This is a genomic window from Dissulfurirhabdus thermomarina, from assembly GCF_012979235.1.
GTDB lineage: Bacteria > Desulfobacterota > Dissulfuribacteria > Dissulfuribacterales > Dissulfurirhabdaceae > Dissulfurirhabdus > Dissulfurirhabdus thermomarina.
The window spans coordinates 1-23089 of the sequence record NZ_JAATWC010000002.1 but is presented as its reverse complement, the minus strand read 5'-3'; the positions used below and the strand labels follow the sequence as shown (position 1 = coordinate 23089).

At 73.5% G+C, this 23089-nt stretch carries 19 protein-coding genes, 1 tRNA gene and 1 pseudogene; 16 read left to right on the top strand and 5 right to left on the bottom strand.

The features are described from left to right. The first annotated feature begins 13 nt into the window (after nt 1–13). The 10 genes from HCU62_RS03510 to HCU62_RS03465 all read left to right on the top strand — a co-directional run bounded on the left by HCU62_RS03510 (nt 14) and on the right by HCU62_RS03465 (nt 9391). The gene (locus HCU62_RS03510) at nt 14–910 is read left to right on the top strand and encodes an alpha/beta fold hydrolase (protein WP_163298502.1); all 897 of its coding nucleotides are present in this window, start codon (nt 14–16) and stop codon (nt 908–910) included. Beyond that, nucleotides 907–1452, top strand: a complete 546-nt coding sequence (locus HCU62_RS12505) for a nucleoside-triphosphatase (RefSeq protein ID WP_163298503.1) — start codon at nt 907–909, stop codon at nt 1450–1452. Before HCU62_RS03510 ends, HCU62_RS12505 begins: the two co-directional genes overlap by 4 nt. Before the next feature lie 243 nt (nt 1453–1695). After that, on the top strand, nt 1696–2610 hold the full coding sequence (locus tag HCU62_RS03500; protein ID WP_169755436.1) for an ACP S-malonyltransferase: 915 nt from the start codon (nt 1696–1698) through the stop codon (nt 2608–2610). A 26-nt stretch (nt 2611–2636) separates the two neighbouring features. Continuing rightward, nucleotides 2637–3878, top strand: a complete 1242-nt coding sequence (locus HCU62_RS03495) for a carboxylate--amine ligase (RefSeq protein WP_163299808.1) — start codon at nt 2637–2639, stop codon at nt 3876–3878. After that, nucleotides 3875–4708 (top strand): polysaccharide deacetylase family protein, encoded by an 834-nt coding sequence (locus tag HCU62_RS03490; protein ID WP_163299806.1) that lies wholly within the window; start codon nt 3875–3877, stop codon nt 4706–4708. Before HCU62_RS03495 ends, HCU62_RS03490 begins: the two co-directional genes overlap by 4 nt. Continuing rightward, nucleotides 4705–5490, top strand: a complete 786-nt coding sequence (locus tag HCU62_RS03485; RefSeq protein WP_169755435.1) for a hypothetical protein — start codon at nt 4705–4707, stop codon at nt 5488–5490. Before HCU62_RS03490 ends, HCU62_RS03485 begins: the two co-directional genes overlap by 4 nt. Continuing rightward, nucleotides 5487–6707 (top strand): homocitrate synthase/isopropylmalate synthase family protein, encoded by a 1221-nt coding sequence (locus HCU62_RS03480; protein ID WP_169755434.1) that lies wholly within the window; start codon nt 5487–5489, stop codon nt 6705–6707. Before HCU62_RS03485 ends, HCU62_RS03480 begins: the two co-directional genes overlap by 4 nt. Then, nucleotides 6692–7978: a 3-isopropylmalate dehydratase large subunit gene (locus HCU62_RS03475; RefSeq protein WP_169755433.1), complete on the top strand. Its 1287-nt coding sequence runs from the start codon at nt 6692–6694 to the stop codon at nt 7976–7978. The genes HCU62_RS03480 and HCU62_RS03475 overlap by 16 nt, the downstream gene beginning before the upstream one ends. Beyond that, entirely contained in the window at nt 7975–8487 is a 513-nt protein-coding gene (locus HCU62_RS03470) for a 3-isopropylmalate dehydratase small subunit (RefSeq protein WP_163299915.1), read from the top strand. Before HCU62_RS03475 ends, HCU62_RS03470 begins: the two co-directional genes overlap by 4 nt. Nucleotides 8488–8719: 232 nt before the next feature. Beyond that, nucleotides 8720–9391, top strand: a complete 672-nt coding sequence (locus HCU62_RS03465; protein ID WP_163299913.1) for a DUF5714 domain-containing protein — start codon at nt 8720–8722, stop codon at nt 9389–9391. On the opposite strand, the gene HCU62_RS03460 is transcribed toward HCU62_RS03465, so the two are convergent. The 3 genes from HCU62_RS03460 to HCU62_RS03450 form a co-directional block, all read right to left on the bottom strand. Then, entirely contained in the window at nt 9375–11912 is a 2538-nt protein-coding gene (locus HCU62_RS03460; protein ID WP_169755432.1) for a TIGR03960 family B12-binding radical SAM protein, read from the bottom strand. The two genes, HCU62_RS03465 and HCU62_RS03460, sit on opposite strands and share 17 nt — an antisense overlap. Nucleotides 11913–12401: 489 nt before the next feature. Continuing rightward, a complete protein-coding gene (locus HCU62_RS03455) occupies nt 12402–13190 on the bottom strand; it encodes an ABC transporter ATP-binding protein (RefSeq protein WP_163298003.1) in 789 nt (262 codons plus the stop codon). Continuing rightward, nucleotides 13187–14005 carry an ABC transporter permease gene (locus HCU62_RS03450; RefSeq protein ID WP_163298002.1) on the bottom strand — a complete coding sequence of 273 codons (819 nt, stop codon included), beginning with the start codon at nt 14003–14005 and terminating at the stop codon, nt 13187–13189. The genes HCU62_RS03455 and HCU62_RS03450 overlap by 4 nt, the downstream gene beginning before the upstream one ends. A gap of 412 nt (nt 14006–14417) precedes the next feature. On the opposite strand from HCU62_RS03450, the gene HCU62_RS03445 reads away from it, so the two are divergent. The 6 genes from HCU62_RS03445 to HCU62_RS03420 all read left to right on the top strand — a co-directional run bounded on the left by HCU62_RS03445 (nt 14418) and on the right by HCU62_RS03420 (nt 21210). Beyond that, on the top strand, nt 14418–15755 hold the full coding sequence (locus HCU62_RS03445; RefSeq protein WP_163298001.1) for a homoserine dehydrogenase: 1338 nt from the start codon (nt 14418–14420) through the stop codon (nt 15753–15755). Beyond that, nucleotides 15752–17053, top strand: coding sequence for a cofactor-independent phosphoglycerate mutase (locus tag HCU62_RS03440; protein ID WP_163298000.1), 1302 nt, complete (start codon nt 15752–15754; stop codon nt 17051–17053). The genes HCU62_RS03445 and HCU62_RS03440 overlap by 4 nt, the downstream gene beginning before the upstream one ends. After that, entirely contained in the window at nt 17050–17556 is a 507-nt protein-coding gene (locus HCU62_RS03435; protein ID WP_163297999.1) for an acyl-CoA thioesterase, read from the top strand. Before HCU62_RS03440 ends, HCU62_RS03435 begins: the two co-directional genes overlap by 4 nt. Nucleotides 17557–17661: 105 nt before the next feature. Beyond that, entirely contained in the window at nt 17662–19395 is a 1734-nt protein-coding gene (gene dnaG, locus HCU62_RS03430; RefSeq protein WP_163297998.1) for a DNA primase, read from the top strand. A gap of 44 nt (nt 19396–19439) precedes the next feature. Beyond that, nucleotides 19440–21020 (top strand): RNA polymerase sigma factor RpoD, encoded by a 1581-nt coding sequence (gene rpoD / locus HCU62_RS12900; protein WP_374001933.1) that lies wholly within the window; start codon nt 19440–19442, stop codon nt 21018–21020. A gap of 114 nt (nt 21021–21134) precedes the next feature. Beyond that, nucleotides 21135–21210, top strand: a tRNA-Lys gene (locus tag HCU62_RS03420). Between the two features lie 280 nt (nt 21211–21490). Here the strand turns inward: HCU62_RS03420 and HCU62_RS03415 are convergent. Together HCU62_RS03415 and HCU62_RS03410 are read right to left on the bottom strand one after the other, a co-directional pair. Continuing rightward, complete coding sequence (locus HCU62_RS03415) at nt 21491–22456, bottom strand: prenyltransferase/squalene oxidase repeat-containing protein (protein WP_163297997.1); 966 nt, start codon at nt 22454–22456, stop codon at nt 21491–21493. Between the two features lie 170 nt (nt 22457–22626). Further along, nucleotides 22627–23089, bottom strand: a pseudogene (locus HCU62_RS03410) (cytochrome C); the annotation flags it as partial.

Sequence of the window (23089 nt, the reverse complement as noted above, 5' to 3'; positions counted from 1 at the left end):
CAGGAGCCCCTGCATGGACGCCGCCCACCGCTGCCGCTGCATCCCCCTCCCGGACGGACGCCGGATCGGGGCCGCGGAATACGGCGACCCCGCCGGCCGGCCGGTCTTCTACTTCCACGGCTTTCCGGGGTCTCGGATCGAGGCCCGCCTCGCCCACGAGGCGGCCGCCCGGGCCGGGATCCGCCTGGTGGCCCTCGACCGGCCGGGATACGGGGCCTCGGATCCGCAGCCCGGCCGCACCCTCCACGACTGGGCCGAAGACGTGGCCCGGTGCGCCGACGCCCTGGGCCTTTCCCGGTTCGCCGTCCTCGGCCTCTCGGGCGGCGGTCCCTACGCCGCGGCGGTCGCAGCCGCCCTCCCCGGCCGCGTGCGTGCTGCCGGTCTGCTCTCCCCCCTCGGCCCCGCGCACCTGCCGGAGCTCGCCCGGGCCATGCGCCGCCACCAGCGCCTCGGTTTCGCCGCGGCCCGACGGGCCCCGGGGCTCACGGCGGCGCTCGCGGTCCCCGTGGTGGCGGTGACGAAGCGCTTCGAACGGGCGGCCTTCGCCCTCATGGCGGCGGCGCTTCCGCCGCCGGACCGGGCCGTCCTGCGCGGAACGCCCGCCGCCGGGATCCTCCTCGCCTCCTTCCGGGAGGCCGTCCGCCCCGGGGCGGCGGGCCTCGCCTCGGACCTCGCGATCTACGCCCGCCCCTGGGGCCTCGACCCCGGAAAGATCCGCGTCCCGGCGCTGGTCTGGCACGGCGGGGCGGACCGGACGGTGCCACCCGCCATGGGCCGCCACCTGGCCGCGGCCATCCCGGGCTGCCGGGCCCGCCTCTTCCCCGGGGAAGGCCACTTCTCCCTCGCCGTCCGGCACATGGACGAGATCCTGGCGGACCTCGCGGCCGCCGCCGGCAGGGGGCCCCGGTGACGCCGCCTCCCCGCCACCTCCTCGTCACGGGCCTTCCCGGCAGCGGGAAGACCACCCTCGTCCGGCGGCTGGCCGAGGTCTTCCTCCCCTACCGCCCCGCGGGCTTCTACACCGAGGAGGTCCGGAAGCAGGGCGCCCGGCAGGGCTTCCGCCTGGTGGGGCTCGACGGCTCGGAGGGGATGCTCGCCCACCGGAAGTTCAAGGGCCCGCCCAGGGTCGGCCGCTACGGGGTGGATCTCTCCGGCTTCGAGGCCTTCCTGGCCCGCCTCCGGCTGGCGGAGGGCGCCGCCCCGCTGGTCTTCCTGGACGAGATCGGGCGGATGGAATGTCTCTCCCCCGCCTTCGCCCGGCTGGTGGAAGATCTCCTCGGCGGCCCCCGGGTGGTGGTGGCCACGGTGGCGGCGAAGGGCGGCGGCCTCATCGCGGCGGTGAAGCGACGCCCCGACGTCCGGCTCCTCCGGGTCGAGGCCCGCCGCCGGGAGGCGGCCTTCCTCGAGGCCGTCCGCCGGGTCCGCGAACTCCTCGACCGCCGGGGCGGGTGAGGCGCCCCGCCCGCCCCCTTGCATTCCGCCCCGTCCTCTTGCATCCTGTCGCAGGGCCGCCGGCTACATTTTGATGGCGCCGCAAAAAGTCGCGGGCTGCGGCGCTCTTCGGATGCGCTCGTCATGGCGGCGTACCCAAGCAGGCCTCATTCCTCGCCATCCCGCGCCTCGCACGTGGCGATCTTTGCCGAGCCTCCACTCGGAGGGCTTGTTACGAGTCCATCATCTGAATAAATACGCCACATGGAACCCGTCGCCTTCCTCTACCCCGGACAGGGCGCCGTCCCGGAGACGCCGCCGGAGCGCCTCTATCCCGCCCACCCGGAGATCGCCGAGGCCTACACGGCCCTCGCGGGCCGCTCGGCGCCCCCGTACGCGGCCTTCCACCAGGCCGCCCCCATGGACGACCTCGCGGCCCAGTGCGGGGTCTACACCCTGAGCCACGTCCTGGGAGACCACCTCCGCCGACTGGGGGCCCGGCCGTCCGTCACCGCGGGCTACAGCTCCGGCCTCTACGCCGCGGCGGTGGCCGCCGGGGCCTTCCCCCCCCCGGAGGGCCTGGCCCTCGTCCGCACCGCCCACGATCTCATGGCCCGCCGCCCCACCCCGGAGCCCTTCGCCATGGTGGCCGTGGTGGGGCTCACCGAGGCCGAGGCCGAGGCCGCCCTGGCCGCGGCCGGCGGCGGCTGGATCTCCCTGGTGAACAACGCCCGCCAGGTGATCGTGAGCCTCCCGGCCCGGGCCGCCGGGGCCTTCGAGGCCGCCGTCCTCGCCGCCGGGGCCCTCCGGGTGCAGCGGCTCCCCTTCCAGCGGGCCTACCACACCCCCGATCTCGAACCGGCGGGAGCCGCCTTCCTGGCGCACCTGGAGGGCGTCCCGGCCCGCCCGCCCGACGTCCCCCTCTTCGCTGGCCACGACCCGACCCCCCTCACCGGGACGCGCGCCGTCCGCCGCGCCCTGGCCGACCAGCTCTGGCAGCCCGTCCGCTGGGACCGGACGGTCCGGGCCGTCATCTCGGCGGGGGCGCGACTCCTGGTCTGCCTGGACCCCACCGACACCCTCGCCCGCATGGTCCGGTGGATCGACCGCCGGGTGGAGGTCCTGGGAACGGCCGGAAGCGACGCCCTCGAGGCCGCCGCCCGGCGCCTGTCGGCCTGAGGCCCGCGCCCGGGTATAGTGGCGGGATGCCCGAGCCGACCCCGAACACCCCGAAGGCCCGCCGGCCCCTCCTCCTCACGGGGCGGGTCCTGGTCACCGACGGCCACTGGACCAAGACCGTGGCCGCGGTCCGGGCCCTCGGCCGCGCCGGTCTCCACGTGACCGTGGGCGAGACCAGCCGGCTCGCCGCCGCCTTCTTCTCGCGCCATGCCCACCGCCGGGTGGTCTACCCCTCGCCGCGCACCCGGCCGCGCCGCTTCCTCGCCGCCCTGGAGCGCGCGGTCCGCCGGGGCGACTTCGACGTCCTCATCCCCATGGAGCTCCAGACCCTGCTCCTGGTGAGCGTAAACCGCGACCGGTTCCTCCCCCACGTCCGCTTCCCCTTCGCCCCGGACCCCGTGCTTCGCCGGGCGGCCAGCAAGTGGCACGCGGCGGAGGCCGCCCGGCGGGCGGGGCTTCCCGTCCCGCGGACCCGGCTCCTCCCCCGGGGGACGAGGGACTGGAGCCTCCTCGACGACCCCGGCCTCCCCCTGGTCCTCAAGCCCGAGTACGGCGAAGGCGGCCGGGGTCTCTACTACTGCCGCTCCGAGGAAGACCTCGGCCGCGCCTTCGAGCGGATCGAGCCGACGGGGCGGACCTACGTGGCCCAGGAGTGGATCCCCCCCGGCGGGGACCCCCTCGGGGTCTCCCTGCTCATGGGCCCCGGGGGGCGAACGCACGCCCGGTTCACCCACCGCCGGCTCCGGGAGTATCCCCCGGGCGGCGGGCCGAGCACCCTCCGCGAGGTCTTCCGGCACCCGGCGGCCGAGGCCGCGGCCGAGCGGCTCCTGGCCGAGCTGGACTTCACCGGGGTGGCCATGGTGGAGTTCAAGGTGGATCCCCGGGACGGGCGCCCGGTGATCCTGGAGGTGAACCCCCGCTTCTGGGGCTCCCTCCCCCTGGCCGTGGCGGCCGGCGTGAACTTCCCCGTGCTCCTCTACCGGTGGGCGGTGGGGCTCCCGCTCCCGAAGCCTCCCACACCGCGCCCGGGCCTCAAGGCCCGCTGCCTCGTCCCGGGGGACCTCCTTCACCTGGTGGCCGCCCGCGGGCGTGTCTCCCGGGACTTTTGGCGGCTGCGGGATCCGGACACCCGGTGCGACCTCCTGGACCCCGAGGACCCGGCCCCCTTCTTCGCCCGCCTCCTCTCCCTGGCCGCCCTCCCCTACGACCCGCAGCTCAAGGCGGTGCTCAAGCGCCGGGAGGCGCCCCGTGGTAAGCTTCGGCCATGAAGAACGTCCTCAGCATCGACTGGGAGGACTGGTTCCACGTCTGCGAGGTGGACCGCCACCTGCCCCGGCAGCGGTGGGACGCGTTCCCCTCCATCCTGGACGAGGCCACGGACGTCCTCCTCGACCTCCTCCAGCGCCGCCGCACCCGGGCCACATTCTTCGTGGTGGGCTACTCGGCCGAGCGCCAACCGGAACTCGTCCGGCGCATCGCCCGCGAGGGGCACGAGGTGGCCTACCACGGCTACGACCACACCCTGGTCTACGAGACGGCCCCCGCGGCCTTCGCCGGGGACCTCGCCATGGGGCGGGCCCTGCTCGGGGAACTCACCGGCCAGGAGATCCGGGGATTCCGGGCCCCCCAGTGGTCCCTCAACCAGCGGGCCCCCTGGGCCGTGGACGAGATCATCCGGGCGGGCTTCCGTTACGACTCGAGCCGGGCCCCGCTGCCCATCGTGGGGAACCCGGCCTTCCCCCGCTCCGCCCACGTCCTCGAGGTGGAGGAGGGCCGCGGCCGGTTGGTGGAACTGCCCCCCCTGGTCCTCGACCTCCCGGGCCTGCCGCTCCCCGCCGGCGGGGGCTGGGGGCTTCGGACCTGGCCGCTCGCCGCCGTGGTGGCCCGGGCCCGGGCCATGAACCGCGCGGGTTCGCCCGCGGTCTTCCACTTCCACCCGGTGGAGTTCGTCCGGGAGCGCCCCCGGGCGCGCCTTCCCCTCGTCAAGCGTTTCGTCCTCCGCTTCGGGCTCCGCTCCACCCGGCGCGCGTGGGACTACCTCCTCGACCGCCTGGAGTTCACCACGGCATGGGACTGCGTGCAGGCGCTCGGCCGATGAAGACCGCGGCCCGGTTCCTCCTCGGCGCGGCCCTGGCGGCGGGCCTTGCGGCCTGCGCCCCCGGCCCGGACCGGCCGCACGCGCCCCCGGGACCGGCCCCGGTCTGGGAGGGCCGCACCCCCGCGGACGTCCTCCGGGATCTGGAGAAACGGCGGCGGCGGCTCCGCGCCTTCTCGGCCGCCTTCTCCCTCACCGTCTCGCCTCCGCCCCGGGGCCGCCCCTCCACCCTCCGGGGGCTCCTCGTCGCGGATCTGAGGGGAGAGACGCCCCGGGTGCGCCTCCAGGTGCACGGGCCCTTCGGCGGCGTGGTCTTCGACATGGTCCGGGACGGCGCGGCAACCCGCGTCTACGTCCCCGCCCGGCGCACGCTGTACCGGGGGCGGACCGGGGCGGCCCCGCCGGGCGGCGGCCCCCTGGCCGACCTCTTTCCGGCCCTGCTGGCGGACCCCGCCCGGGCGCGGCCCCGGGCGGGCACCCGGCTGGAGGTGACCGGCGGGGAGGTCCGGCTCCCCCTCGAGAACGGAGAGCTCCGGCTGGAGGCGGCCACGGGACGCCTCCTCGCCTGGCGCCGGGCCGGGGCCGTGGTCACCTACGGGGATTACCGGGCCCCCGCCCCCGGCGTGGAGATCCCCACCCGGATCCAGGCGACGGACACCCGGCGGCGGATCGAGTGCCGCTTGAGCGAAGTGGAGATTGACGGTAACATGGCGGGTGCATTCGACCTTTCGGCCTACCGGCCGAAGCGGGTCCTCCCCCTCGAGGCCCTGCACCCAGAGCCATGACCGCTCCGACCGCCGCCGACCCCGCCGCCCGCCCCCCGGTGCTCACCATCGACAGCACCCTCCGCGACGGGGAACAGGCCGCCGGGGTCTATTTCACCGTCCGGGAGAAGGTCGAGATCGCCCGGGCCCTGGACGCCGCCGGCGTCACCTACCTCGACGCCGGCTTCCCCGTGGTCTCCCGGGAGGAGGCCGAAGCCCTCCGGCGCATCGCCGCCGAGGGGCTCCGCGCCCGGGTCTTCGCCACGGTGCGGCCGGACCCGGACGAGGTGCGGCGCTGCCGGGACCTCGGGGCCCAGGGTGTCTTCCTCTTCTTCCCCATCTCCGGGATCCTCCGGGGGCTCATCCGCTCCGTGGACCTCGAGGCCTTCCAGGCCCGCATCTCTGCGGCCGTGGAGGAGGCCCTGCGGCTGGACCTCGCCTGCATGGTGGTCCTGGAGGACGCCGGGCGGTCGGGCGAAGCCGCGGAGCACGAGGCCGTCCTGGCGCTCCGCGGCCTCGGCGTGCGCGACTTCATCGTGGCGGAGAGCGTCGGCGCCCTCACCCCCTGGCGGATGCGGGAGAAGGTCGCCCGCCTCCGGGCCGCCTTCCCGGATATCCGGGTGGGCGTCCACAGCCACAACGACTTCGGCCTCGCCACGGCCAACAGCCTGGCCGCCGTGGCCGCGGGGGCCGCCTACTTCTCGGGCACCGTGAACGGCATCGGCGAGCGGGCCGGAAACGCCCCCCTGGAGGAGTTCGTGGTGGCCGCGCGGGAGCTGCTCGGCCTCGCCACCGACGTCCGCCCCGAGGCCCTCAGGGGCCTCTGCGAACTGGTGGAGGAGGTCTCCGGCATCCCCATCGCCCCCCACAAGCCCGTGGCGGGCTTCAACACCTTCCGCTGCGAGTCCGGGCTCCACTCGCGGGCGCTGCTGCGCCGGGAGGGGAGCTACGAACCCTACGACCCCGCCCTGGTGGGGCAGGAGCGGGGCTTCGTGCTGGGCAAGCACACGGGGATCGAACACCTCGAGTGGCTCCTCGAGCGGCGGGGGGTGCGCCTGGCCGAGACCGAAAAGCGCCGTCTCCTCGAGCGGATCAAGTCCTTCCAGGAGGTGCACAAGGACGGGGAACTCCGGGCCTTCGTCCGGGAATGCCGCCGCTTCTACCGCTCGCGGCTGGGGCTTTCCGAGTCGGTGCTGGACGCCCTGCTCGCCGAGGTCACCGGATGCCGGCGACCCTGACCGAGCGGATCCTGGAGGCCCACATCGCCGGCCGGGAGGGAGACCTCCTCCACGTCCGCTACGATCACCTGCTCCTCCACGACGCCACGGGCGCCCTCCTGGTGGACCGGTTCCGGGCCCTGGGCCGCCCGCCGGCCCACCCGGGGCGGATCCTCGCCGCGGCCGACCACTTCGTGCCCCCGGCCAGCGCGGAACGGGCCGAGATCCTCCAGAAGTACCTCGACTTCACCGCCGGGCTCCCGGGCATCCGAAACCGCCCCTTCGACGGCATCTGCCACCAGCTCCTGGTGGAAGACCCGGCCACCGGCCCGGGCCAGTTCATCATCGGGGCGGACTCCCACACGGTGACCGCCGGCGCCCTGGGGGCCCTGGCCACGGGCCTGGGCTCCACGGACATCCTCTTCGCCATGGCCGCGGGGTGGACATGGATGGCGCCCCCCGAGGTCCGGCGCCTCGTCCTGGAGGGCCGCCGGGGGCCGTGGATCCGCGGCAAGGACGCCGCCCTGGCCGTGCTGCGGCGGACCGGGCCGGCCCCCGCCGGGGCCGACCTCGCCTACGAGTGCGTGGACCGGTGCGAGCCGCCGCTTTCCATGGACTCCCGGTTCTCCCTGGCCTGCATGGGGGCCGAGATGGGCGCGGCCTTCTTCCTGATGGTGCCCGACGCGGTGACCCGGGCCTACGTCGAGGCCAAGGGGGGGCGGTGGCCGGAATCGCCCCTGGCGCCGGAGGCCGACGCCGCCTACCACGGGGAACTCACCGTCCCCCTTCCCGGCCGGCCCCTGGTGGCCGTCCCGCCCGCCCCCTGGCACGTCGAGCCGGTGGACGCCCTCGCCGGTGTACGCATCCACCAGGCCTTCATCGGCTCGTGCACCGGGGGGCGCATCGAGGACCTGGCCGACGCGGCCCGCCTCCTCCGGGGACGCCGGGTGGCGCCCGGGGTGCGGCTCGTGGTGATCCCGGCCTCCCGGGCGGTCTACCAGGAGGCCCTGGAGGCGGGCTACCTCTCCGACATCGTGGCGGCCGGGGGCATGGTGGGCATCCCGAGCTGCGGGCCCTGCGGCGGCATCGACAAGGGCATCCTCGGCCGGGGCCAGGTCATGGTGGCCACTTCCAACCGGAACTTTCCCGGCCGGACCGGCCGGGGCGAGACCTACCTCGCCTCCGCCCCGGTGGTGGCGGCCAGCGCCGTGGCCGGCCGCATCGCCGCGCCCGAGGAGGTGGCGCCGGACGGGCCGCGGCGCGGGGCACCCGGAAGGAGGCCCGGCACATGAGCGGCCCCGTCACCGTTCCCGTCTTCGTCCTGGGCGACGACGTCTCCACCGACCTCCTCCACCCGCCGGACTACTTCAGCCTGGACCCCGCCCGCATCCGCGAGGGCTTCCTCCGGGGCGTCTCCGAGGAGTGGTCCCGGCGCGTCCCGCCGGGGGCCGTGATCGTGGCCGGGCGGAACCTCGGCTGCGGCTCCTCCCGGGAGGTGACGGCCCAGGTCTTCCGGGAGCGGGGCGTCCGGCTCGTCCTGGCTCGGAGCTTCGCCCGGATCTTCCACCGGAACCTCGTCAACCTGGGGATCCCCCACCGGAGCGTGGAGGGAGCGGTCCCCTGGCCCCCGGGGACCGAGCTCGAGGCCGTGCTCGACCTGGAGGGCCGGCGCCTCTTCGCCACCGGCGGCCCGGCGCTCCGCTTCGCCCCGCCCTCCCCCTTCGCCGATCGGGTCGCCGCGGCCGGCGGGCTCCTGGGGCTGCTGGAACCGGGCGAAAAACGCGGGGCTCCCCCCGCCTGACCGCCCCCGGCTGGCCCGCCGGGCCCGGGAGCGGTATCATGGAACAAAGGCGGCTTCCGCCGCCGGAGACACGGACGCGAGGCACGGCATGGCCGACACCCACCCGGACCGCTGCTGAACCGCTGGCGACCAGCGACCCGTTCGGGCCGCCGGGTCCGGCGAAGCCGGGAGCTTTGTCGAAAACTGCCTGACATGCGGGGCGCCCCTCGAGTACCTCGACCGGGCGATCCCGATGACCTGTACCTCCTGCGGCCGGTCCTTCATGGGGGCCATCCGGTGCCCCGGCGGACACTTCGTCTGCGACGATTGCCACGACCGGGCGGCGATCGAGCTGGCGACCGCGCGGTACAGGGCCGATCCCTCGCCCGACCCGGTCCGGCTCTTCCAGGTCGTCACCGACGACCCCGCCGTGCCCATGCTGGGATGCCACCACGCCGCCATTGCCGCCCTGGCCCTCGTCACCGCCCTCAACACCGAGGGCACCGTGGTGATCCCGCCGGCGGCCGAGGCGGAGATCCTGGAACGGGTACGGCGCCAGGCCATCGGCGGCTACTGCGGCCTCACCGGGGTCTGCGGGGTGATCCCCGCCGTGGGGGCGTGTTTCGCCACCCTGCTGGGCTCGAAGTGCGGCACCCGCGAGCGGCAGCGCCGGACCATGGCGGTGACGGCCGCGGCAGCGGCCGCCGTGGCCGGCCTCACCGGGCCGAGCTGCTGCAAGGCCTACGCCCTCAAGTGCATCGAGGTGGCCTGCCGGTTCCTCCACGCCTACTTCGGGGTCGCCTTGCCGATCCCCCGCACCCCGGCCTGCGGGCACGCCGAGCGCCACCCCCACGGCTGCCGGCGCGGGGCATGTCCCTACTACCCGGCCTCCCGGGACACCCCGCCCCTCACGCCCCCACCTTGAGGACCCGCACGCCCGCGAGGACCGCCGCGTCGAGCCCGAGCACCGAGGCCGCCACCTCCGCGGGCTTGAGCGAGGCCCCGGACACGGAGCGGAGGACGAGGCGGAGCGCCGTCCCCTCCCCCCCGGCCCCCGGCCAGGGCTCGAGGGCCGCCACCAGGGGGCGCGCGTCCACCGACCGCTCCCGATCCCCCCGGCGGCGGGTCACGGGCCAGGCCGCCGCCTCCCGGAAGGCCTCGATCCGCTCGGCGAGGTCCGGGACCGGGCGGGGGAGATCCAGGCGGTAGGTGACCTCCGCCGGGGGCGCCACGGACCGATCGGCGCCGGCGGGCTCGGCCGACACAACCCGGAGCCCCTCCGGGAGGTGGGCGTTGAGCCGCTCGGCCACCTCCCCGGGCGGCACGGGCCGCTCGAGGACCAGCACCGCCCATTCGGCCTGGCTCTCCGTCCCGAGCGGGACCGGCGGCCCGAAGGACAGCCTCGGCATCGGGTGGAACCCCTCCGAGTACCGCACCGGGAGGGCCGCGCGGCGGGCCGCCCTGTGAAAGGCCCGGGCCGCGTCGAGGTGACCGAGGAACCGGGCGCCCCCCCGCTTCTCCCACCGGAGGCGGAGGGCGATCCCGGCAGGCGGAGGCGAAGCCGGGGCCGGCTCCTGGGGGAGATCCGGCGCCCCCGGGCGCACCACGGGCCGCACCCGGCGGAAGTCGCAGACGCCGCACTTGGTGCAGCCGCCCCGCCGGCAGTCCGGGGTGGGCTCGAGCCGGAAGGCCCGGTCCCGCTCCCGGTGGAGGTACTCCCTGGAGACACCCGAAAGGAGGTGGTCCCACGGGAGGGGCCCGTGGAGGGCCCGGGGGCCGAGATAGGCCTCGAGGTCGATCCCGAGATCCGCCGCCGCCCGGCGGTAGAGGTCGGGCCGAAGGTGATCGGACCAGGCGTCGAGCCGGGCCCCGAGGCGCCAGGCCCGCTCCACCAGGTCGGCGAGGCGCCGGTCGCCCCGGCTGAAGACCCCCTCCAGGAAGCTCTGCCGGGGGTCGTGCCACTTGAGCCGGAGGCCGCGGCCCCGGAGGGCGGCCCGGAGTTCTTCGATCCGCTCCCGGGACACCGCCTCCCCCACCTGGGCTTCCCACTGGAACGGCGTGTGGGGCTTCGGAACGAAGGTCCCCACGCTCACCGTGACCTGGCGCCCGCGCCGCCCCGCCCCGCCGGCGTCGCGCACGCGCCGCGCCAGATCCGCGATGGCGAGCACGTCCTCCCGGGTCTCCGTGGGCAACCCTATCATGAAGTAGAGCTTCACCGCGGGCCAGCCCATCTCCCACACCCGGGCCGCGGTGTCCAGGAGGTCCGCCTCGGTGATGCCCTTGTTGATGACCCGGCGGAGCCGCTCGCTCCCGGCCTCGGGGGCCAGGGTGAAGCCCGTCTTCCGGACCCTTCGGATCTCCTCCATGACCGCCGGGGTCAGCGTCCCGACCCGGAGGGAGGGGAGCGAGACCCCGACCCGGCGGGGGCCGAGGCGGCGCATGAGCGCGGCGAGCAGCGGCTCCAGGCAGGAGTAGTCCCCGGTGCTCAGCGACAGGAGCGAGACCTCCTCCCACCCCGTGGCCGCCAGGGCCGCCGCAGCCCGGTCGAGGAGGAGGGCCGGGTCCCGCTCCCGGACGGGCCGGTAGATCACCCCGGCCTGGCAGAAGCGGCACCCCCGGGTGCAGCCGCGGGCCACCTCGAGGCCGAGCCGGTCGTGGACGATGCGGACGAGGGGCACCAGCGGGGCCGCCGGCGGGGGAAAGGCGTCGAGGTCGGCCGCGACGCGGCGGGGCACCCCGGCCGGCCCCTCCGGGGGCCCCACCGGCACCAGGAAACGACCCTCCGGGTCGGACCGGACGGGATGAAAGGCGGGGACGTAGAGCCCGGCGACGCCGGCGAGCGCCTCCAGGAGGCGCCGCCGGTCCCGCCCGCCGGCGGCCTTCCAGTCGGCCACCGCCCGAGCGATCTCCACCACGGCCTCCTCGCCGTCGCCGAAGAGGACGGCGTCGAAGAACGGGGCCACGGGCTCGGGGTTGGCGGCGCCGCTGCCGCCGCCCAGCACCAGGGGGTCGCCGGGGCCGCGGTCCGCGGCGCGCAGGGGGATGCCGGCGAGATCCAGCACCGTGAGGATGTTGGCGTAGCAGAGCTCGTAGGGGAGCGTCACCGCCACCACGTCGAACTCGGCCAAGGGCCGGCGGCTCTCGAGGGCCCAGAGGGGGACCCCCCGCTCGCGGCACAGCCGCTCCATGTCGAGGTCGGGGCAGTAGGCCCGGTCGGCGAGGAGGTCCGGCTGGTCGTTCAGGACGTGGTAGAGAACGTGGAGGCCGAGATGCGACATCCCGATCTCGTAGAGATCCGGAAAGACCAGGGCCCAGCGGCACCGGGCGCCGTCCCAGGGCTTTCGCCGGGCGTTGGTCTCCGCTCCGAGGTAGCGGGCCGGGGCCCGGACCGATGGGAGCAACTCGTCGAGGATCATGGGGAGGTGTCCTGGATCCGTGGCGTTCAAGAACGGGCCAGACAAGGCGGCGACGATGTCGATAATACCTGACGAGTCGCCAGCACCGCAGATGACCCGTTATCGGGCGCCCCGAAGGGCGGCGGGGTGGGTCCGTTACGGAGGATCATGTCTGCCCATGTGAGATTCCAGGCACCCCGGCCCAATGGAGCTGAAAGCCGCCACGGATCCGGGGGCCTCGTCATTGCGGCGGAACTCAAGTACGCCTCATTCCACGACATCCCCGCACCTTGCATTCGGCGATCTTTGCCGGGCCTCCACCCAGGGGCTTGTTACGAGGCCATCATAATTATCGACGAGTCGCCAACGCCGCAGACGGCCCGTTATCGGGCGTCCCGAAGGGCGGGGGCACTCGCCGCGGGAGGGCACACCCCCATGACCTGCAGTTCCACGCGACTCGGCCCGACGCCCTCTCCAAGCCGCCGCGGATCCAGGGAGACTACCCGGTCGCCCCAACGGGGGCAAGCCGCGGGATCGAGCCTAGAGGGCCGCGTGGAGGCCCATGAGGAAGTAGATCTCGCGGCGGAGATCGGCCAGTTCCCCCGAGCCGAGGTCCCGCGGGTGGGGAAAGGGGAGCGAGATGTTGGCCTTCACCTCGGCCGGCCGGTCGCTCAGGACCACGATCCGGTCGCCGAGGTGGAGGGCCTCGTCGATGTCGTGGGTGATGAAGAGGAGGGTGGTCTCGAACATGAGGTGGACGTTCACCATCTCCTCCCGCATCTGGAGCCGGGTGACGAAGTCCAGGGCCCCGAAGGGCTCGTCCATGAAAAGGATCTCCGGGTTGGTGATGAGGGCCCGGGCCACCTCCGCCCGCCGCCGCATCCCGCCGGAGAGCTGGTGCGGGTAGTGCTCCTCGAAGCCCTCGAGGCCCACGAGGTCGAGGTATTCGCGGATCCGGCGCTCCCGTTCCGCCGGGTCCGGGATGAACCGGGCCCCGACGGCCACGTTCTCCCGGGCGGTCATCCAGGGGAAGAGCCCGTCCTCCTGGAAGACGAAGATGTGGCGGGGGCTCGGGCCCCGGACGGGTTCCCCGTCGATGAGGACCCGGCCCGAGGTGGGCCGGTCGAAGCCGGCCAGGATGCGGAGCAACGTGGATTTGCCGCACCCGGAGGGACCGAGGATGCAAGTGAATTCCCCGCCCTTGAGGTGGAGGTTGATGTCCTTGAGGACGAGGTAGTCCGCCCCGGTGCCCCCCAGGCGCGGGCGTCCGGGGATGCGGCGCCGTTCCCGGTAGGCCTTGACCAGCCCCTCGGCGCGCAGCTCCCTCATCGCTCCATCTGGTGCCACCGGATGCTCGGCAGCAGCTCGAGGCGGCGGATGACGAGGTCGAGGCCGAGGCCGATGGCGCCGATCACCACCATTCCCCCCACCACCTGGTCCATGCGGAAGGCGTTGCGGGCGTCCACGATGAGGTAGCCGAGCCCGGACTTCACGGCGATCATCTCGGCCGCCACGATCACCAGCCAGGCCGTCCCCAGGGTGATCCGGAGCCCCACCACGATGCTCGGCCGGGCACCGGGAAGGATGACCCGCCGGAGAAGCTCCACCCCCCGGATGCCGAAGTTGAGGGCCACCCGGATGTAGGTGGTCTTGACGCAGGCCACGCCGCTCATGGTGAAGACCAGGAGCGGGAAGAAGGACGAGAGGAAGATCAGGAAGATGGCGGGCCGGTCGCCGATGCCGAACCAGGTGAGGGCCAGCGGGATCCAGGCCAAGGGCGAGATGGGCCGGAAGAACTGGATCACGGGGTTGAAGAGCCGCCAGCCCAGGGACCAGACCCCGAGCACGAGCCCGAGGGGCACGGCCAGGACCACGGCGAGGAGATACCCCCAGGTCACCCGGAAGAGGCTCGCCACCACGTGATCGAGGAGGCGGCCGGACCAGAGGAGCTCCCAGAGCCCCGCCGCGACGTCCGCGGGCCCCGGCAGAGTCAGGGGCGAGACGTGGAAGGCGGCCACCCCGAGTTGCCAGACCGCCGCGAAGACCCCGAAGCTCAGGAGGGCCGCCGCGAACCGGCGCGGCCGGCCGAGCCCCGCCCCCTCGTCCGGCGTGACGAAGATCTTCTCCTCTCCCACGAGGCTCATGGCGGACCTGGTGCCCCTCTCGTTGCGCACGACCTGTGGGCGTCCCGGCGGCCGGCCCGCGGGATGCCCCGATTCCACCGCTCTTATCGGGCGATCCCGGAACGCCCTTGAGGCGGCGGGGTGCCTCGGCGCAGTTTCCCGGGAAGCGGTCGGCTTGACGACGGCCTCGCCGGAAGTCCCGGCCCGGGGAACCACCCGAGCCAATGGCGCGAGGATGGCTCAGCGAGAATCACCAAGGACGAGGCCCGACCATCGCGAGGAACGAGGCGGACTCATGGTACGCCGCAGCGACGAGGCGATGGGAAGCATCGCCGCCGAGCTTGCCCAGGCCGGGCGAAGTGTTTAGATTAGCCGGGACCGGCCGGCGCCTCGAGACCCGAGGCCGTCGCCCCCCGGCCCCCGGAGCGACCCCATGACCAAAGTCTGCCAGATCGGGCTCTTCGGCCTCGGCACCGTGGGAACCGGCACGGCCCGCATCCTCCTTGACCAGGCGGAGCTCCTCGCCCGGCGGGCCGGCTCCCGGCTCGAGCTCGCCCGTGTCTGCGACCGGCACCCGGACGACCTCCGGGGGCTCCCCCTGGACCCGGGCCGGGTGACGGCCGACGTGCGGGACCTCCTGGACGACCCCGCCATCCGGGTCTTCGTGGAGCTCATCGGCGGCATCGAACCGGCCCGCTCCGTGGTGCTCCAGGCCATCGCGGCCGGCAAGCACGTGGTCACCGCCAACAAGGCCCTGCTCGCCGAACACGGATCGGAGATCTTCGCGGCCGCCGCCGAGGCGGGGGTCGCCGTGGGCTTCGAGGCCAGCGTGGGCGGCGGTATCCCGGTCATCAAGACCCTCAAGGAGGGCCTCGTGGCCAACCGCATCGAGACGGTGGCCGGCATCATGAACGGGACGGCCAACTACGTCCTGACCCGGATGACCGACGACGGCCTCGCCTTCGACGAGGCCCTGGCCGAGGCCCAGCGCCTCGGGTACGCCGAGGCGGACCCCACCTTCGACGTGGACGGCATCGACACCGCCCACAAGCTGGCCATCCTGGCCGCGCTGGCCTTCGCCACCCCGGTGGGCCCGGCCGACATCGCCACCGAGGGCATCTCGCGCCTCACCCCGCTGGACATCACCTTCGCCGCGGAATTCGGGTACCGGATCAAGCTGCTGGCCATCGCCCGGCACCGGCCCGAGGGCCTGGAGCTCCGGGTCCATCCCACCATGATCCCGGCCGACCACCTCCTGGCCCGGGTGGAGGGGGCGGCCAACGCCTTCTACCTGGTGGGCGACGCCGTGGGGCAGGTCCTCCTCCACGGACCCGGGGCCGGGCAGATGCCCACCGGGAGCGCGGTGGTGGCGGACATCGTGGACATCGCCCGGGGCATCGCCGCCGGCGTTCCGCCCTGCGGCGGCCCCTTCGAGGCCCTGGCCCCCGTGCCGCTTCGGCCAATGGAGGCCCTGGTGTGCCGGTACTACTTCCGGTTCTCCGCCAAGGACCGCCCCGGCGTGCTCGCCCGGATCGCCGGCATCCTGGGCGACAACGGCATCAGCATCGCCGCGGTGATCCAGAAGGGCCGGCGGAGCCGGGCCGCGGTCCCCATCGTCATGCTGACCCACGAGGCGGAGGAGGCCCGGGTGCGCCGGGCCCTCGCCCGCATCGACGAACTCGACGTCGTGACGGACCCGACCACGGTGATCCGCATCGAGGATCCCGCCACCCTCGCGGCGTCCGCCAACGCGGAGGTGACACCCGCATGAACGAGCCGAAGACGGCGGCCGCCCCGGCCGAAGGGGCCGGAGAACCGGCCGAAAAGTCGCCCAGGTACGTCGTCCTCATCGGGGACGGCATGGCCGACTACCCGGAGGCGGTGCTCGGCGGCAAGACCGCCCTCGAGGCCGCCCGGACCCCCACCCTGGACACCCTGGCCCGGCTCGGCGAGATGGGCCTGGTGACCACCATCCCCGAGGGCATGCCGCCCGGGAGCGACGTGGCCAACATGTCGCTCCTGGGCTACGACCCCGAAAGGCACTACACGGGCCGCGGCCCCCTCGAGGCCGCGGCCATGGGGGTGGCCCTGAACCCCGAGGACGTGGCCTTCCGGTGCAACCTGGTCACCCTGGGCTTTCGCGAGGGCCGGGTGGTCATGCAGGACTACAGCGCCGGCCACATCACCGACGACGAGGCCCGGGAACTCGTCACGGGCCTGGCCCCCCTGGTCTCGGGCCGGTCCTTCGAGCTCCGGCCGGGGGTGAGCTACCGCCACCTCCTCGTCTGGCGGGGCGGGCCGGAGGGCCTCGACACCGTCCCCCCCCACGACGTGACCGGCCAGGACGTCACGGAGGCCTGGTACGCCTACGAGGAGGAGCCCCTCCTCTACGAGCTCCTCACCAAGGCGGTCACCTACTTCCATCGCCACGAGGTCAACGAGCGGCGGCGCCGCGAGGGCAAACCCCCGGCCAACGCCCTGTGGCCCTGGGGCCAGGGGCGGCGGCCCCGGATCGCCCCCCTGCGGGATCTCTACGGGGTGGAGGGGGCGGTGGTGGCCGCCGTGGACCTCATCAAGGGCCTCGGCGCCTGGGCCGGCCTCCAGGGGATCTCCGTCCCCGGGGCCACCGGCTGGATCGACACCAACGTCCGCGGCAAGGCCCAGGCCGCCCTCGAGGCCGCCCGCGAAAAGGACCTCGTGGTGGTGCACCTCGAGGCCCCGGACGAGGCCGGCCACATGGGGGACGCCAAGGCCAAGGTCCGCGCCATCGAGCGCTTCGACAAGGAACTGGTGCTCCCCGTCCTCGAGGGCCTCAAGGACCTCGGGGCCCCCTTCCGGCTGCTGGTGGTGACGGACCACTTCACCCCCGTCCGGCTCCGGACCCACGCCCCCGGACCGGTTCCCTTCGTGCTCTACGACAGCCTGAACCCCGCCGAGCACCAGGGCGCGGCCTTCACGGAGGCCGAGGCCGCCAAGACCGGCATCCGCCTGGAGGCCGGGCACCATCTCCTGCCCCGCCTCCTGGGCCGGCCTCCGGCGGACGCCGACCCCTCTCCCAAGAAGCGATGACGGCCGCCGCCCGGAACCGGGGAGGCCCCACCCCGGACCTCGCCCTCCGCGAGCCCGTGCACCGGCATTCGTACCGGGTCATCTACGGCGACACCGACGCCGCCGGGGTGGTGTACTACGGCAACTACCTCCGCCTCCTCGAGATGGGGCGGACGGAATACTTCCGGCACCGGTTCGGCCTCTCCTACCGGCAGCTCGGGGAAGAAGGAATCCTCCTCCCGGCGACCGAGGTCTACTGCCGGTACAAGGCCTCGGCCCGCTACGACGACGACCTGGTGATCGCCACCTCGCTGGCCCGCCACACCCGGGTGACCCTCCGGTTCCACTACGAGATCACCCGGGAGGCGGACGGGCGGCTCCTGGCGGCGGCCTTCACCACCCATGCCGCCGTGGACCGAAACGGCCGTCTGACCTCCTTGCCGGAGGCCCTGCGCCGGTGCCTCGAGGTCGGGACACCGGCAACCGGCCGTCCTGGCGGCAAGGAGGCCCCTCCCTCCCGTTGACAGGCCAACGGCGGCTGTTAATATGAGGCCGGTGATTCCTCCCCGGTCGTTCAGACACCCACGGATGCCGACGCGAACGGGCCACACCCGCCCGCCAAGGAGAGCATGATCCCGGAAGAGGTCATCCGAAGCGTCCGCGAGGCCGCCCGGATTCGCGAGATCGTGGGTGAATACCTCCCCCTGAGGCGCGCCGGGCGCAGCTGGATGGGCGTCTGCCCCTTCCACGCCGACACGGATCCCTCCTTCAGCGTCAACGAAGACCGCCAGACCTTCCACTGCTTCGGGTGCGGGGAAGGCGGTGACGTCTTCAAGTTCCTCATGAAGGTGGAGGGCCTCACCTTCGTGGAGGCGGTCAAGGCCCTGGCGGCCCGCTACGGCATCCCCGTTCCGGAACGCCCCCTCTCGCCCCGTCAGCAGGCCGTAAAGGACCAGCGGGAGCAGCTGGCGGCAGCCAACGAGCTGGCCGCCGAGGTCTACCGGGAGGCCCTCGAGAAGGCCCCCGAGGCCGCCGAGGCTCGCGCCTACCTCGACCGCCGGGGCCTTGCGCCCGAGATCCGGCGGCGTTTCCGCCTGGGATGGGCCCCCGACCGATGGGACTTCCTGGCCCGGCGCCTGGAGGCCGCCGGGGTCCCGGCGGCCACCGGCATGGCCGCCGGCCTCCTGGCCGAGCGTCGGAGCGGTTCCGGCTGCTACGACCGCTTCCGCGGGCGGATCGTCTTCCCCATCCTCGACCTCTCCGGCCGCGTGGTGGCCCTGGGCGGCCGGCTCATCCGGGACGGCCAGCCCAAGTACCTCAACTCCCCCGAGACCCCCCTCTACCGGAAGGGCGAGGTGCTCTACGGCCTGCACCAGAACCGGGAGGCCGTGCGGCGGGCCGGCCGGGGCTTCGTGGTGGAGGGGTACATGGATCTCCTGGCCCTGGTCCAGGCCGGCATCGAGGCCGTGGCCGCCACCCTGGGCACCGCCCTCACCGCGGAGCACGCGGGGCTCCTCCACCGCTATGCCCGGGAATGGATCCTGGTCTTCGACGCCGATCCGGCGGGCCTCAAGGCGGCCCTCCGGTCCATCCCCCTCCTGCTCCGGGAGGATCTCAACGTCCGGGTCCTGTGTCTCCCGGAAGGAGACGACCCGGATTCCTTCGTCCGGCGCGAGGGGCCGAAGGCCTGGTGGGCCCTGGCGGAGGCGGCTCCGGCATGGATCGACTTCGCCCTGGACCAGGGACGCCGACTCCACGGGGACACCCCTGAGGGCACGGCCCGGGCCGTGGACGACCTCGTCCCGCTCCTCGAGGCCGTCCGCGACCCGGTCCGCCAGTCCCTCCACGTGGCCCACGTCTGCCGGCGGACCGGCCTCCGGGAAGACAGCCTCGTCCAGCGCCTGCGGATGGAGCGCCGCGGCGCCCCGCGCGAGCGCCGGGCGGCGGCGCACGGAGGCGGCGCCGTCCAGGCCACGGCGCAGAAATCCCTGGTGGGCTTCCTCCTCTGCCACCCGGAGCACGTGCCCGCCTTCGCGGGCGAAGGCCTCGAGAACTGGCTGGACGACCCGGACCACCGGGAACTCTGGAACGGCCTCGTCCACCTCATGGAGGCCGGTGGCCCCCTGGACCTGGCCACCTTCCTCCTCCGCCTGGAAGGCCTCCCCGAGCTCAAGGCCCTGGCCGCCCGCCTGGCCAAGGAGACCCCTGCCTGCGACGACATCGAGGCGACGGTTCACCGCCTCTTGACGTATTGCCGAGAACAAAGGAAGAAGGCGCTTCGGCGGGAACTCCTGGACCGAATCCGGAGTGACCCCGCCGGCGATCCGGCCCGGATACTGGAACAGATCCAGGCGCTTCGATGACACGCCCCGCCGCGCCCGGGGGGCCCTGCCCAAAGGAGGGGAGCATGGGAGACCCGACCAAGGATTCCACGGGGGTGCACGAGAAGACCCCACCGGCGGCCTCCGCCGGGCGCTCCCGGCCGAGACGGCGGCCGCCCATCCTGCCCGGCGAAGCCCCGGAGCACATCCCGGCGGCCGCCGAAACCGACGTGGAACCCGACCTGCATCTCGACGACGATGCCGCGGAAGACCGGGATCCCGCCTTCCCCCTGGAAGCCGACGCGGCACCCGAGGCCGACCTCCCGCCCGATCCGGAGGAGGTGGTCCACGCCGCGGGCCCATCGGTGGACCCCGTCCGGATCTACCTGCGGGAGATGGGGGCCACGGAGCTGCTGACCCGCGACGACGAAGTCCGGATCGCCGAGGCCATGGAATCCGGGGAACGGCGCATGCTGGCCGCCGCCTTCGGCTGCCCGCGGGCCGTGGAGAACTTCCTCATGACGGGCCTGGACCTCATCCGCCCGCCCGCCGCCTCCAGGAAGAAGGCCGCCGAAGACGACGGGACGAAGGCGCGGGAGATCCCGGCCGCCGCCGGGGCCCTTGCCCGCTGCCTCGAGATCGTGGCCCGGCGCCACGCGGCCAACCTCGCCCTCTGGAAGGAAGGGATCGACACCCCCCCCGACCGGCGGACGCTCCGCCGCCTCCAGAAGAAGATGGCCCGAAACCGCCGCCACATGATCGCCCCCTTCCAGGAACGGCGGATCGAGCGCCCCCTGCTGCTGAGCGCCTGCGAGACCTTCCGCGTGGTCTACGAGGAATTCCGGGAGGCCCCCGACGAGGAGACCTGGGCCGCCTTCGGCCTCACCACCGGCCAGCTCCGCCTCTTCCACCGGCAGCTCCAGGAGGGGGAACGCCGGGTCAAGAGGGCCAAGGACCAGCTGATCAAGGCCAACCTGCGCCTGGTGGTGAGCATCGCCAAGAAGTACGGAAACCGCGGCCTCCACCTCCTGGACCTGGTCCAGGAGGGCAACATCGGCCTCATGAAGGCGGTGGAGAAGTTCGAGTACCGCCGCGGCTACAAGTTCAGCACCTACGCCACCTGGTGGATCCGGCAGGCCATCACCCGGGCCATCGCCGACCAGTCGCGCACCATCCGCATCCCGGTCCACATGGTGGAGACCATGAACAAGGTCATCCGGGCCACCCGGATCCTCACCCAGGAGACCGGGCGCACGCCCGGGCCGGACGAGGTCGCCGCCTGCCTCAACCTGCCCGAGAAGAAGGTGGCCCAGATCCTCAAGATCGCCCGCGACCCCGTCTCCCTCGAAACGCCCATCGGCGACGAGGAAGACAGCATGCTGGCGGACTTCATCGAGGATCCCAACGTCCCGCCGCCGGAGGAGGCCGCCGCCGCCCAGAACCTCGTGGAGAAGACCCGGTCGCTGCTCGCCACCCTGACGCCCCGGGAGGAGAAGGTCCTCCGCCTCCGCTTCGGCATCGGGGAACAGTGCGACCACACCCTCGAGGAGGTGGGCCGCGACTTCATGGTCACCCGGGAGCGGATCCGCCAGATCGAGGCCAAGGCGCTCCGAAAGCTCCGCCACCCGAGCCGCAGCCGGCTCCTCAAGAGCTTCATGGAGAAGTAGGCCGAGAGCCCGCCGGGGCAACCGGGCGGCGAGGCGGCGCGAGCGGGGAGCATGCCCGGGCCGCCGTCGTCCTTGACATCCGGCGCGATGGTGGGTAAGTAAAGCCCGACGATCGGGCCGTTAGCTCAATTGGTAGAGCAACTGACTCTTAATCAGTAGGTTCGGGGTTCGAGACCCTGACGGCCCACCAGGAAACGACGGGGCCGGGCGAAACGCCCGGCCCTTTTCTGATGGCGTCGCAAAGAGTCGCGGGCTGCCGTGTTGCTTCGGATGCCCTCGTCGTTGCGGCGCAGCTCAAGTACGCCTCATTCCCTCGCGCCTTGCATTTGGCGATTCTTCCCGAGCCTCCACTCTGATAAGCCTCTCTACAGCCTCGCGCTGCTTTCTTGAGCCTTGCATTTGGCGATTCTTCCCGAGCCTCCACTCAGAAGACCTTTTACGAGACCATCTTTTTTGCGCCGGCGGTCGGCTCAACGCCGCCGGGCGGCGGCCTCGGGATCGGGAAGATCCCCGAGCCGCACCAGGCAGTAGAGGCCGTGGAAGGTGGCCGGCGGCGTGGTCCCGTATCCCGGGCGCGGCCCGAAGCCGCCGTTGTAGGGCACGTAGAGCGAGTGGACGAACCGGCGGATGGACGCGGTGTCCACCTCCGCCAGGGCCCCGAGCCGGGCCAGGGCCGAAAGCTCCTGCGCCATGGCCTCCAGGAAGGGCAGCCCCCGGAACTTCTTCCCCTTGACGAGCCCGGAATAGCGGGTCCCCTTCAGGAACTTCACGGCACGGGCGCGGACCTCCGGCGTGAGGGCGCCGAGCTCGGCGAGCGCCGATACCGCCAGGTCCGTGGCCCGGACGGAGGCGGGCTTTCCGGGCAGCATGGCGAAGCCGCCCCCGGCCGCCTCGTGCCGCCGGATGAAGGCGGCGGTCCGCTTCCGGTCCAGGCGGTCCAGGGCGCCGAGCCGGGCCAGGGCGCTCACCCCGCGGCAGGTGGCCGCGAGGGACGGGGCCGCCCCGGGCTCGGGCCGAAGCCCCCCGGAGTCGTCCGCCATGGCGGCGAGGAAGGCGGCGGCCTTCTTGGCGTCCACGGCGTCCCGGCGGCCCAGGAGGTCCAGCGCGCGCAGGGCGAAGTCGGTCTCCAGCACCCCGGACCTGGGATCGTACTTCGGCTCGGAGCGGAACCCCCCGTCCGGCCCCTGGCACTTGGCCACGAAGGCCGCCAGCCGGTCGGCCATCTCCTTCGGCACGGGCCGGCCGAGGGCCGTGCGCGAGTAGACGTGGTAGTAGGCGAAGCTCACGGAGTCGGGGAACCGGTCGCGGGCGGCCCACCGGTCGAGCAGGGCGGCGGTCTTTTCGAGGTCAGGGGCCGGAGCCGCTCCCCCGGCGGCGGGACACGGGGCGGCCGAGGCGAAGGCCAAGTACAAAACGAAGAGGACGAAACGGATCATGGCGGCTCACTCCTGGATGACCGGCGTGCCGGTGCCGGGCATGCCTCGTACCGGTTCGAAGCGGTGGGCAGGCACACCCGAAGGACGGCACCCGTTCGGGACGCACCCAAAAAGGGGGGAGGGCGAACCCTCCCCCCTTGCTTACGCGGTCGAGCGACCGGCGTCAAGCCCTAGTGCGGCGGCTTGCCCCAGGTGCTGCTCTTGCCGGTGTGGCAGGTGTCGCAGACGCCGATGGGGCGCGGGTCGTTCTGGAGCGCCTCGATCTGCGCGTTGTCCGCCGGCAGGGTGGAAGGATAGAGGGCATGCGGCTCGCCGTGGCAGGTGGAGCAGAGGATCTTGTCGTTCCGGTGGCCGCGGCTGTTGAGGTACTGCCCGAAGATCCCCATGTTGAGGTAACCCTTGGCGTCGCCCTCGCCCGTGGAGCTGTGGCACTTGGAACAGGTGGGCAGGGTCCGGTCGGACCATGGATCCAGGAGCTGGCCCTCGGCCACCCGCTGGTTGAGGTCCCCGTGGCAGTCGGTGCACCAGACGGGATGGCCGTCGATGGTCTTCCCGGTGTGGTGGCCGCGGAAGCAGTTCACGTTGTTGCCCGGGTGGCACCGGTAGCAGTCGCTGGCGATGTCCGGGTCGTAC